Raw genomic sequence first — 11179 nt, 5'->3', positions numbered from 1 at the left:
CTCGACACGGCTCGGCGGAGAAGAGGTCAGACGGCGTCGCGATGACGCCGGCGCTGCGCGGCGAAGAACGCCGACCAGGACGTGACCTCGGGGTGCTGGCGGAGGAGTGCGCGACGCTGACGTTCGGTCAGTCCGCCCCAGACGCCGAACTCGACGCGGTTGTCGAGTGCATCGGCACCGCATTCGAGCTGCACCGGGCAGTGGCGGCAGATCGTGGCGGCTTTGCGCTGGGCCGCGCCCCGCACGAACAGATCATCGGGGTCTCCCCCTCGACAACGCGCCTGAGCAACCCACGCCAAGCGATCCTCTTCGTTGGAAACTGCCGCTGTCGCCATCCGCCACCCCTACCTGTCGTATCTGCGTAGCTGCGAGAACGTCTCAACCTCGCTGCTCAAGCCACATTTGCAGCGAACTGTTAAGTGAGTCACATTCTGCACTCAATCTAGGGATCTGTGCTTGGGGGCGCAACCCCTGGAGCGAACAAAGTGGGACAACCGTGCAAACTCATCCGAACGGACGGCCCCGCGGGCGGCGGCCGCCGGCGCATCCGCCGGCGATCCTCGGGCACCCCGACCGTCGGCTCGGGACCACGCTGCGCCGATGCCGCGGGCGAGGCAGGACGATGTTCGGAACGAACGCACGTATCCTGTCGGGGTGATGTCGAAGAAACTGTGGTCGCTGGCGTGGGCGAGCCTGCTGGCCGGAGTTCTCGTCGCCGGCCTGCTGTACCCCGTGGCCAGCGGAATCGGCGTCGTCTCCAACCGAGCGGCGGCCGCTGTCGAGAACGTGTCCTCCGAACTGCTCAACGGCACGTTGCCGGAGGTCACCACGATGACCGACGTCGACGGGAAGCCGATCGCGGTGCTATTCGACCAGTACCGGTATCAGGTGGGCTACAACGACATCTCCCCCGACATGATCCGAGCGATCATCTCCGTCGAGGACCGGCGGTTCCTGGAACACGACGGCGTCGACTGGAAGGGCACCATCCGTGCCGCTTTGAAGAACTCGTCGTCGGGCGAGGTCCAGCAGGGTGCGTCGACGCTCGACCAGCAGTACATCAAGAACTATCAGCTCCTGGTGCTCGCACGGACCGAGGCGGACCGCCAGGCCGCGATCGAGACCACGCCCGCGCGCAAGCTCCGCGAGGTGCGCATGGCGCTCACCCTCGAGCAGACCCTGATCGACCAGGCCAAACGCGACAAGGGACTCGACGACGCCGCCGCCAAGCAGGAGGCGAAGAAGCAGATCGTCACGCGGTACCTGAACGTCGTCCCGTTCGGCAACAACGCCTACGGCATCGAGGCCGCCGCGCAGACCTACTTCGGCATCCCCGCCAAGGACCTGCGGGTCGAGCAGGCCGCGTTGCTGGCCGGCATGGTGCAGTCCAGCTCCGCGCTGAATCCGTACTCGAACCCCGAGGCCTCCCTCGCGCGCCGGAACATCGTGCTGGACACGATGATCGACAACTTCCCGGAACGACGCGCCGAGCTCGTCGCGGCCAAGGAGGCACCCCTGGGCGTGCTCCCGAGTCCGCGGACCCCGACCCAGGGCTGCATCGCGGCCGACAACAACGGCTTCTTCTGCGACTACGCCCTGCAGTTCCTGGCCGAGAACGGCATGTCCCGCAATTCGGTCCTGCGCGGCGGCTACATCATCCAGACCACGCTCGACCCCGAGGTCCAGCGCTCCACGGTCCGCGCGGTGAAGAGTCAGGCCAGCCCGACCGCCGACGGCGTCGCCGACGTGATGAGCACCCTGCGTCCGGGCAAGAAATCGCACGACGTGCTCTCGATGGCGTCGAGCCGCGACTATGGTCTCGATCTCAACCGCGGCGAGACGATGCAGCCGCAACCCTTCTCGATGGTCGGCGACGGTGCCGGGTCGGTATTCAAGATCTTCACAGTCGCCGCCGCGATGGAGAAGGGTCTCGGCGCCGGCTCCACCATCCCCGTCCCCGGGTCCATCGCCGTCGAGGGCATGGGCAACAGCGGCGGGGCGAACGGGTGTCCCGCCAATGCGTACTGCGTCAAGAACGACGGCCGCTACCCGGCGTCGATGTCGGTGACGAACGCCCTGGCACAGTCGCCGAACACCGCTTTCGTGAAGCTGCTGCAGCAGGTCGGCGTCAAGCCGGCGGTCGACATGGCCGTTCGCCTGGGCCTGCGTTCGTACACCATCCCCGGGTCGTCGGGTTACGGCGAGAAGAGCATGGCCCAGTACGTCAAGGACGGGAACTTCGGCTCCTTCACCCTCGGCCCGCTACCGCTCAACGGCCTCGAGCTCGCCAACGTCGCCGCCACCATCGCGTCGGGCGGCACCTGGTGCCCGCCCAACCCGATCAAGTCGATCAGCCAGATCAAGCGGGACCAGTACGGCAACCCGGTCATGGGACCGGACGGCCGGCGCGCCCTGACCGCGGTGCCGTTCACGCCACCTCCGTGCGAGCAGGTCGTGGACGAAGGCCTGGCACACTCGCTGGCCAACGCCATGAGCAAGGACGACGTGGGCGCCGGCACCGCGGCCGGTGCCGCGGGCTCCGCGGGCTGGACGCTGCCGATGTCGGGTAAGACCGGCACGACGGAAGCGCACCGCTCCTCGGCATTCGTCGGGTTCACCAACCAGATCGCCGGCGCCGCGTACGTCTACAGCGACGGCCCGAACCCGCAGGGCGTCTGCAGCAGTCCGCTGCGCTCCTGCTACGACGGCGACCTCTACGGCGGCATGGAACCGGCGCGCACCTGGTTCCAGGCCGTCAAACCGGTGGCGACGAAGTTCGGCCCCGTCAACCTGCCCCCGATCGACCGCGAATACTGGAACGGCAGCGACCGGGGCCGCATCCCGCAGGTCAGCGGCCTGCCCGCCAGCGAGGCCACATCGCGCCTGCAGGGTGCCGGGTTCAAGGTCAGCGAGCTCGACGTGGACAGCGGACGCCCGCAGGGCACCGTGGTCTTCACCGCACCGTCCGACTCGGCCATGCCCGGCAGCACCGTGACGATCTACGTCAGCAACGGCCGCCGCGCCGACGGTGACGAGGGCGGCCCCACCGAGACCACCGTCGTGGTGCCCGGTGTCGGCCCGGTGGTGATCCAGCTACCCGGCTGACCCGCGGTGTGGGTACGGCCCGCTCCGCAAACCGGGGCGGGATCGTCGTCGGGGATGCGTATTCTGGGGTGATGCAGCACTCCGAACTCGACATCGCACGCCTCGGCATCTCTCGCCTCGGTCCGTCCGGTTCCGGGGTACCCGCGCGCGCTCTGGCCGGCGTGGCGGGGCTCGCCGCCGCCGGTCTGCTCTACTCGACGGTGATCGAGCGCAACGCCTTTGCGTTACGACACACGACGCTGTCCGTTCTCGAACCGGGCGCCTCGCCGTTGCGTGTCCTGCACATCAGTGACCTGCACATGATGCCCAACCAACGGCTCAAGCAGGCATGGATCGCCGAGCTCGAGGCGCTCGAACCCGACCTCGTCGTCAACACCGGGGACAACCTCGCGCACCCGCAGGCCGTGCCGTCGGTCATCCAGTCGCTGGGTGGGTTGTTGTCGCGGCCCGGCCTGTTCGTCTTCGGGTCCAACGACTACTTCGGTCCCAAACCGAAGAACCCTCTCAAGTACTTCAAGAAGGACCATCAGCGCACCCAGGGCGATCCCCTGCCGTGGCAGGATCTGCGTGCGGCGTTCACCGAGCGTGGATGGCTCGACGCGACGCACACGGTCCGCGAGCTGGAGGTCAGCGGCGTGCGGGTCGTCGCGGCCGGCGTCGACGATCCCCATATCGAGCGAGACCGCTACGAGACGATCGCGGGCCGTCCGAACCCCCTGGCACACTTGCGGCTCGGGCTCACCCACTCCCCCGAACCCCGGGTCCTCGACCGGTTCGCCGCGGACGGCTACGACCTCGTGATGGCCGGACACACGCACGGCGGCCAGCTCTGCCTGCCGTTCTTCGGCGCGCTGGTGACGAACTGCCAGTTGGATCGTTCCCGGGTCAAGGGTCCGTCGAGCTGGGGATCGTCGATGAAGCTCCACGTGAGTGCGGGCCTGGGCACGTCCCCGTACGCCCCGGCACGCTTCTGCTGCCGCCCCGAGGCCAGCCTGCTCACCCTCACACCGGTGTCGCACGGTGATGCCGACTACGACGCCGACCAGTCGCTCCCGCAGCTGGCCCGGGAGACCATGTGAGCGTTGACCTTCATCCCCGTGTGAAGGTCCTGGCGTTCGACACCTTCGGGACGGTCACCGACTGGTTCACCGGGATATCCGGTGCCGTCGGCGCGATCGCACCGGAGATCGACGCCGCGGCGTTCGCCAAGGAGTGGCGACGCCGGTACTCGCCGATCCTGGCTCGCGTCGAATCCGGCGAGCTGCCGTGGCGTCGCCTCGACGACCTGCAGACCGAGACGCTGCACGACGTCGCCTCGCTGTTTGCGCTGTCACTCGACGACGATCAGGCCCGCACCCTCGTCCGAGCCTGGCGGACGATTCCCGCCTGGCCGGACGCGGTCGAGGGTCTGCAACTCCTCAAACGCGATCACATCGTCTGCGCACTGAGCAACGGCACCGTCGCGCTGCTCACCGACATGGCCCGGTACAACGCGTTCCCCTGGGACGTGATCGGCGGGTCCGACCTCTGGCGGCACTACAAACCTGCGCGCGAGACCTACTGCGGGCTGGCGGATCTGCTCGAGGTGGAGCCCGCCGAGGTGATGATGGTGGCCACCCACCAGAGCGATCTCGACGCCGCGCGCTCCTTCGGCCTCCGGACGGCCTTCGTCGAGCGGCCAGACGAGTGGGGCGGGGACGAGAAGGACGATTCGGGCTCGCCGGACAACGACTTCCACGCGACGGATCTCCTCGACCTCGCGCGGCAGCTGGGCCCGTCGGTGACCGGCCCGTCCCGATGACCCTCGACGACCTGCTGCGCTGGGAGGATTCGGGGGCGTCGTGGCGGGTGGTCCATCACGGACCGGATGGAATCACCCTGGGTCTGCTGCGCTGCGACGGTGGCGAGGAGGTGGACCGCGTCGTCACCGACGATCCGATCATCCTGGCCCACATCGGGGGCCGGTCGTCGTCGGACGAGGACCCGGAGTGACCCCGCAGAGACGAGGAGACCCCGACCGGATTTCTCCAGGTCAGGGTCTCTTCTGCAATCTCAACCTTGCGTCGGGGTGGCGGGATTCGAACCCACGACCTCTTCGTCCCGAACGAAGCGCGCTACCAAGCTGCGCCACACCCCGTGTGTAGCCTGCGATAGCTTATACCCCGCCCCGGCCGACTACTAAATCGCCTGGTCAAAGATGCGTCCGGTCTGGCTGAAACCCGTGCGGAGGAGAGTCGCACACCCCATCCTTGATGTGGTCCATCCGTACCAGTGCCGCCGCGCCGTCGGTCGGGACCAAGGAGTCGGCGCACAACCACTGAAAGGACACGCCAAACAATGAGCGCTTCCCCCGATCAGCAGGCCAACTCATCGGCCAAGCAGGGTTTCGCCTTCGGTATCGCGATCGTGGCCGCCGCGCTGCTCTTCGTGGCCGGCTTGGTCTCGATCTTCCAGGGCATCTCGGCCATCGCGAACGACGACCTGTTCGTCGCCGGCCAGAACTACATCTTCGAGTTCGACCTCACCACCTGGGGCTGGATCCACCTGATCCTCGGCATCGTCGGAGTCCTCGTCGCCGGCGGTCTCGCGGTGGGCGCCGACTGGGCGCGGATCTCTGCGATCATCATCGCCTCGCTGTCGATCATCGCCCAGTTCCTGTGGCTGCCCTACTACCCGGCCTGGGCCATCCTGATCATCGTGCTGGACCTGATCGTCATCTGGGCTGTCTCCACCTGGAACCCCAACAACGAATACAACCTGTGACCGACCGCTCTGACGCAGTGACGACAGTTCGCTGAGACGAGGGCTGCGGGGTAACCAATCCACGACGCGCATCCGGTCCGAATCGTCTGGTGACGCTGCTCCACTTGGGCGGCGCGACGACGAACCGCCCGAAAGGAACACCATGCGCATCGCCCGGTCCCTCGCAGCCCTTGTCGCCGGCGTCCTCCTCAGCGTCGGCTTCGCCGCCGGGACGGGTCCGGCGCAAGCCGCACCGCTGGCCCCCGTGGCGAAGGTCGAGGTGGATCGCTACCTCGGCAAGTGGTGGCAGCTCGCCACCGTGCCGTCCTTCTTCGGGGTCACCTGCGCCCGGGACACCAGCGCGACCTACACCTACATCGACGCCAAGACGATCGGCGTCGACAACCAGTGCACCGGCCCCACCGGCATGCGTGGTGGCGTCGTCGGCCGTGCGACGGTCGTCGACCCGCAGACCAATGCCCAACTGAGCGTCCGGTTCCCACAGACACCGGGCAGCATCAACCCGGGCGGCGCACCGAACTACATCGTCGCCTACCTCGAAGACGGGCCGGATCCCGCCGGGCCGTACCGGTACGCGATCGTCGGGGACCCCTCGCGCGGATCGGGATTCCTGCTGTCGCGCGACAAGGTGGTCCCCAACTCGGAGTTGCGTCGCCTGACCAAGGAGATCGAGAAGGTCGGGTACAACCCGTGCACGTTCCTCGTCTCGCCGACCACCGGTGGTCGCAGCGACTATTCACCGCTCTGCACCGTGTGACGGTCAACGCCATACGATGACGCGACTCCGGCGCAGACAGGAAAAGGTCTGCGCCGGAGGTGTTTCAGCCGGCTTCGGCGTCCGGTCCCGACGCCGGCGCCATCCGGCGGAACTCGTCGGGGGTGCACCCGAACTTCGACCGGAAGCGGTTGCGCATCGTCGCCGTCGAGGCGAATCCCGACGCGTGGGCGATGGCCTCGAGTTTCAGGTTGCCCGGACCCATGAGCAGCCCCTCCGCCCACTCCAGGCGTCGATCGGCGATCATCTCGGCGAGCGACGTGGTGCCACCGGCGAGCACCCGGTACAGGTGCCGGCGGCTCACGTGCAGGTGCCGGGCGACGACCTCCACACTGAAGTCGGGATCACGAAAATTCTGCTCGATGAGGTCGGCGACCGCGGCACGCAGGTACCGCTCACTCGTCCGGACGTCCGACCGTACTACACTCGAAACCGATTCCGGCACAACACGTATCGACTGAACGTCACGACCATTGAGGACTGCGGTCACCTGGGTTCCTTCCACGCGAGAGAATGCTCCCGCCCGATACACGAGTTTATCGACGGTCACACCTGCGGTCTTGGGCCTTTTGTCCCACTTTCAAGGATTCCGGTCCCGCGATTGTGCTGCGCGGCGCGAACTTCCGTGAGCGGCCGCGACGGCGGAGTCGGTCAGTCGTCCAACTTCCCTGCCGGCCCGGACACTCGTCGTACTGTGAGAGTCGTGACCACCCAGGACGCCGGAGCCGAGCGACGAGCCGAGTTGCGAACAGCAGCGCTCAGGGTGGCCGACGAGGTCCTGTTCCCTGCGGCCGGCGAGGTGGACCGCACCGGAGCGGTCCCCGAATCCCACTGGCGAGCGCTGGCCGACGCGGGCCTGTACGGCATCGCGGCGCCGGTCGAGGCCGGCGGGCCGGGACTCGAATTCGGTGAGGTCACCGAGATCCTCGAGGTGCTCACCAGTGGGTGCCTCGCCACCGCTTTCACCTGGATCCAGCACCACGGCGTCGTCCTGTCCCTCTCCCGGACCACCAACGACGAGCTACGTGGTGAACTCCTCGACGCGACCGTGAGCGGACGTCTACACGCGGGCGTCGCCTACGCCGGAGTCGTCCCCACGCCACCACGGATGGTCGCGACGCGCACCGACGACGGTTGGCTCCTGAACGGGCACGCACCGTTCGTCAGCGGCTGGGGTGTCGTCGACCTGCTCCAGATCTCGGCGCGCGACGCCGCGACCGATGACGTCATCTCCGCGATCCTGCGCATGCCCGACCTGGTCGGCGGCAGGTCGTCCGCAGCGGTCCGGGCAACGCCCGTGGATCTGTCCGCCGCCGCCGCGACGACCACGGTGTCCCTACGGGTCGACGGTCTGATGGTCCCGTTCGATCGCGAGGTCACGCGCGTGGGCCTCGCGGAATTCTTCGCGACCCAGAACGTCGGCGTCCGATTGAACGGCACCCTGCCCTTTGGTCTGGTGCGGCGCTGTGCGGGACTGCTCGATGTCGGCGGCCATCACCGGGAGGGGCGGGCGCTGCGCGAGCGCGCCGACGTCGTCCGAACCGCGCTCGACGCCGGGATGGCGGATGCCACCGCACTGCTGGCGGCCCGGGCCGACGCCGCGGCTCTGGCGCTCGATGCCGCGGCCGCGTTGGTGTCCGCGGACGGCGGCCGCGGCGTCGTGCGCGGGAGCGATTCCGAACGGTTGTTCCGCGAAGCCGCGTTCGTCCTGGTGGCCGCGAGCCGCCCGGAACTCAAAACAGCTCTGCTACACCGCTTCAGCGGTACCTGAAGTCGCGCAGGAAGAGTGCCTCGGCCAGGGCGATCCGCTCGATCTCGGAGGGGTCGACGCTCTCGTTGGGTGCGTGGATCAGGCACCGCGGTTCCTCGACGCCGAACAGCATGATCTCGGCGTCGGGGTACAGCGATTGGAGAACGTTGCACAACGGGATCGATCCACCCTGCCCCTGGATCAGCACCTCGCTGTCGTAGGCGGTCGACAGGGCGCCGGTGAGCGTGTCGTACGCCGGACCGCTGGTGGATCCGACGAAGGGCGCGCCCACCGCCTCGCGCTCGAAGGACACCCGTGAGTTCCAGGGCGCGACGCGATGGAGGTGCTCGACGAGCGCGTCCTGCGCAACCATCGGGTCCATCCCCGGTGGCACGCGGAGGTTGATGCGCGCCCGCGCCCGCGGCTGCACCGCCGCCGACGATCCGACCACCGGCGGGCAGTCGATGCCGAGGACCGTCGCGGCCGGGCGCGCCCACACCATGTCGGACACCGATCCCGATCCGACCAGGTCGACTCCGTCGAGAACCGTTGCATCGTTGCGGAATCGGTCGGGCGGGTAGGACACACCCGGCCAACGGGCGTCGGCATCGAGTCCGGCGACGGTGGTGTTGCCGTGCTCGTCACGCAGGGTCGCGAGCATCGAGATGAGCGCCGCGAGTGCGTCCGGGGCGGCCCCGCCGAACATTCCGGAGTGCATCGCCGACCCCAGCGTCTCCACGGACACGACGACGTTCGCGATGCCGCGCAGCGTCGTCGTCAGACTCGGTTTCCCGACCGCGAAGTTGCCGGAGTCCGCGATCAGGATTGCGTCGGCGGCAAGCAAGTCCGGATTGCGGACCGCGAAGTCCTCGAGGCCTCCCGTCCCCTGCTCCTCGGACCCCTCGCCGATGATCTTCACCGTCACCCCGGCCCGGCCGGCGACTGCGCGCAGCGCGGTGAGGTGCACGGCGATGTTGCCCTTGCAGTCGGCAGCGCCGCGGCCGTACCACCGCCCGTCCCGCTCGGTCAGTTCCCAGACGGGAGAGTCCCATTCGTCGTCGCCGAGCGGCGGTTGCACGTCGTGGTGGAAGTAGAGCAGGACGGTCGGAGCACCCTCCGGGCCGGGAATGGACCCGGTGATCGCCTTGCTGCCGTCGCTGGTGACATGCGCGGCGGCGTCGTCGACGCCGACGGCACCGAAGGCCGCCAGCAGCCAGTCGACCATCCCGTTACACTCCTCGACGGGGAACTGCTGCGGGTCGTGCACCGACCGGAACCGGACCATCTCCGCGAGATCTGATCTCGCCTGCGGCATCAGCGCGGCGACCTGCTCCCGCAACGACGTCTCATCTTCGCGCGCAGTCGGTTCCACCGGCATCCTTCCCTGTCGGACTCAACTCTTACCCTCGGCCGCCAGGTCGTACACCTCGAGCTCGCCTCGACCGATGGCCTCCATCATCCGGGTGTGGTCGGAGTCGTTGAGATTCGCGTACGCGAGCGAGAACTCGGCGATCGCGTCACTGAAACCCTTCGTGGTCCCGAGGTACTCGGCGATCCGGAACCGGCTCGCGGTCCGGGCGTGTGCCTGACCGAGAACCAGCCCGCACAGCTGTGCGTACAACTTCATCCCCTCCGCGCTCAGGGCTTCGACGACGACCGAACCCTTTCCGTCGCGGAGCTGCCGCACGTAGAAGTCGCGTCGCTCACCGTTCTCGTCGATCCCGGTCGACCAGCCGAGGAAGAGGTCGCTCGTCGCCTGGAGCAGGCGTTGACCCTCGACCACCCGCTGCCCTTGGTTGTCGAAGCCCGATGCCGGCACGTGGTCGGCGAGCACCGACCGCTGCGCTTCCTTGACCTGCAAGAACAACGGATCACCCAGCTCCTTGCCGGTGAGCAGGATGATCCACGCCCGCGTGCCGACACTGCCGACGCCGACCACCTTGAACGCGATGTCGACGATCGCGAACTGGTCGAGGAGCGCCTGCACGTGCAAGGGCACGGTGTCGCGGTAGGCGCTGACCCGCTCGCGGACCCGTTCGGCCACGATCTCGGCGGTCTCGGCCGGAAACCGCTCGTGCAGCGGCACCAGCAGCGGTGGGTCGCTGCGGATGAGAGCGGAGCCGTCGGCGCCGATCACACAGAGCTTCGCGAGGGCCTGCGCACTGTCGCGGTGCCGCGCCTTCTTCAGCGCCCTCTGCGTTCGCTCGCTCATCGACGTGTCCAGCTTGGGTCCGAACTCCGCCAGGAAATGGTCGACGTCGATCCCGGCGTACCAGTTCTCCAGAGTCGTCTTCGACGCACTGCGCACGACCGCCCGCCGGTACGCCTTGGCAACGGTCTTGGCGACCCTGCGATTGGTCGCGTCGTCGAATCCGTTGTTACGTCCCGCGATCGCGAAGCTCGCGGCGAGACGCTTGACGTCCCACTCGAACGGTCCGATGTGCGTCTCGTCGAAGTCGTTCAGGTCGAACACCATTCGACGCTCCGGGCTGAAGAAGAGGCCCAGATTGCTCAGGTGCGCATCGCCGCACAGCTGGGTGATGATCCCGGTGTCCGGCGTTCTCGACAGGTCGTCGGACATCACCGCGGCCGCACCACGATAGAAGGTGAACGGCGTCGCCGACATCCGCGCGTGCCGGACCGGGACGAGATCGGCGACCCGGGTCTGCGCCTGCGCTTCCAGGATGCGCAGCGGGTCGGCCCGCTCCGTCGGCGTCGGGCACGCGGCGAGTTCGACAGCGGTGGGCGGAGTGGACAGAAGTGTCGACACGGAGTGCTCCTTCACG

At 68.0% G+C, this 11179-nt stretch carries 11 protein-coding genes and 1 tRNA gene; 7 read left to right on the top strand and 5 right to left on the bottom strand.

The genetic code is table 11. The annotated features are described in order from the left end of the window. Positions 1 to 26: 26 nt before the first annotated feature. A complete protein-coding gene (locus LEL84_RS17340; protein ID WP_004022078.1) occupies positions 27 to 335 on the bottom strand; it encodes a WhiB family transcriptional regulator in 309 nt (102 codons plus the stop codon). Positions 336 to 657: 322 nt separating this feature from the next. On the opposite strand from LEL84_RS17340, the gene LEL84_RS17335 reads away from it, so the two are divergent. The 4 genes from LEL84_RS17335 (at position 658) to LEL84_RS17320 (ending at position 5097) form a co-directional block, all read left to right on the top strand. Further along, positions 658 to 3105, top strand: a complete 2448-nt coding sequence (locus LEL84_RS17335) for a penicillin-binding protein (protein WP_226514343.1) — start codon at positions 658 to 660, stop codon at positions 3103 to 3105. A 71-nt stretch (positions 3106 to 3176) separates the two neighbouring features. Next, positions 3177 to 4184 carry a metallophosphoesterase gene (locus tag LEL84_RS17330; RefSeq protein WP_068969836.1) on the top strand — a complete coding sequence of 336 codons (1008 nt, stop codon included), beginning with the start codon at positions 3177 to 3179 and terminating at the stop codon, positions 4182 to 4184. Further along, the gene (locus LEL84_RS17325; RefSeq protein WP_226512296.1) at positions 4181 to 4906 is read left to right on the top strand and encodes a haloacid dehalogenase type II; all 726 of its coding nucleotides are present in this window, start codon (positions 4181 to 4183) and stop codon (positions 4904 to 4906) included. Before LEL84_RS17330 ends, LEL84_RS17325 begins: the two co-directional genes overlap by 4 nt. Beyond that, on the top strand, positions 4903 to 5097 hold the full coding sequence (locus LEL84_RS17320; RefSeq protein WP_065630670.1) for a hypothetical protein: 195 nt from the start codon (positions 4903 to 4905) through the stop codon (positions 5095 to 5097). The genes LEL84_RS17325 and LEL84_RS17320 overlap by 4 nt, the downstream gene beginning before the upstream one ends. Positions 5098 to 5168: 71 nt before the next feature. On the opposite strand, the gene LEL84_RS17315 is transcribed toward LEL84_RS17320, so the two are convergent. Continuing rightward, a tRNA-Pro gene (locus tag LEL84_RS17315) sits at positions 5169 to 5242 on the bottom strand. Positions 5243 to 5442: 200 nt separating this feature from the next. On the opposite strand from LEL84_RS17315, the gene LEL84_RS17310 reads away from it, so the two are divergent. Together LEL84_RS17310 and LEL84_RS17305 are read left to right on the top strand one after the other, a co-directional pair. Further along, a complete protein-coding gene (locus LEL84_RS17310; RefSeq protein ID WP_058251076.1) occupies positions 5443 to 5868 on the top strand; it encodes a hypothetical protein in 426 nt (141 codons plus the stop codon). Between the two features lie 142 nt (positions 5869 to 6010). Further along, positions 6011 to 6625, top strand: a complete 615-nt coding sequence (locus LEL84_RS17305; protein WP_226512295.1) for a lipocalin family protein — start codon at positions 6011 to 6013, stop codon at positions 6623 to 6625. A 64-nt stretch (positions 6626 to 6689) separates the two neighbouring features. Here LEL84_RS17305 and LEL84_RS17300 read toward each other — a convergent pair whose 3' ends face one another. Then, positions 6690 to 7133 carry a helix-turn-helix transcriptional regulator gene (locus LEL84_RS17300; RefSeq protein WP_165630708.1) on the bottom strand — a complete coding sequence of 148 codons (444 nt, stop codon included), beginning with the start codon at positions 7131 to 7133 and terminating at the stop codon, positions 6690 to 6692. A 213-nt stretch (positions 7134 to 7346) separates the two neighbouring features. Here LEL84_RS17300 and LEL84_RS17295 point away from each other — a divergent pair, with 213 nt between their 5' ends. After that, positions 7347 to 8414, top strand: coding sequence for an acyl-CoA dehydrogenase family protein (locus tag LEL84_RS17295; protein ID WP_137808651.1), 1068 nt, complete (start codon positions 7347 to 7349; stop codon positions 8412 to 8414). Here LEL84_RS17295 and LEL84_RS17290 read toward each other — a convergent pair. Together LEL84_RS17290 and LEL84_RS17285 are read right to left on the bottom strand one after the other, a co-directional pair. After that, entirely contained in the window at positions 8401 to 9771 is a 1371-nt protein-coding gene (locus LEL84_RS17290; protein ID WP_226512294.1) for a dipeptidase, read from the bottom strand. The two genes, LEL84_RS17295 and LEL84_RS17290, sit on opposite strands and share 14 nt — an antisense overlap. Positions 9772 to 9786: 15 nt before the next feature. Then, positions 9787 to 11163, bottom strand: a complete 1377-nt coding sequence (locus LEL84_RS17285; protein WP_226512293.1) for a DUF2252 domain-containing protein — start codon at positions 11161 to 11163, stop codon at positions 9787 to 9789. Between the last annotated feature and the right edge of the window lie 16 nt (positions 11164 to 11179).

Source organism: Gordonia sp. WA4-43 (assembly GCF_020520305.1).
GTDB lineage: Bacteria > Actinomycetota > Actinomycetes > Mycobacteriales > Mycobacteriaceae > Gordonia > Gordonia hongkongensis.
Note: the sequence above shows the minus strand (reverse complement) of the source record. Positions and strands in the feature narration are given on the sequence as shown.

Bases quoted from the DNA above. Each gene is read 5' to 3' on its own strand.
- LEL84_RS17310 (WP_058251076.1), top strand. From the start codon at position 5,443: ATGAGCGCTTCCCCCGATCAGCAGGCCAACTCATCGGCCAAGCAGGGT.
- LEL84_RS17305 (WP_226512295.1), top strand. From the start codon at position 6,011: ATGCGCATCGCCCGGTCCCTCGCAGCCCTTGTCGCCGGCGTCCTCCTC.
- LEL84_RS17340 (WP_004022078.1), bottom strand. From the start codon at position 335: ATGGCGACAGCGGCAGTTTCCAACGAAGAGGATCGCTTGGCGTGGGTT.
- LEL84_RS17335 (WP_226514343.1), top strand. From the start codon at position 658: ATGTCGAAGAAACTGTGGTCGCTGGCGTGGGCGAGCCTGCTGGCCGGA.
- LEL84_RS17330 (WP_068969836.1), top strand. From the start codon at position 3,177: ATGCAGCACTCCGAACTCGACATCGCACGCCTCGGCATCTCTCGCCTC.
- LEL84_RS17320 (WP_065630670.1), top strand. From the start codon at position 4,903: ATGACCCTCGACGACCTGCTGCGCTGGGAGGATTCGGGGGCGTCGTGG.
- LEL84_RS17290 (WP_226512294.1), bottom strand. From the start codon at position 9,771: ATGCCGGTGGAACCGACTGCGCGCGAAGATGAGACGTCGTTGCGGGAG.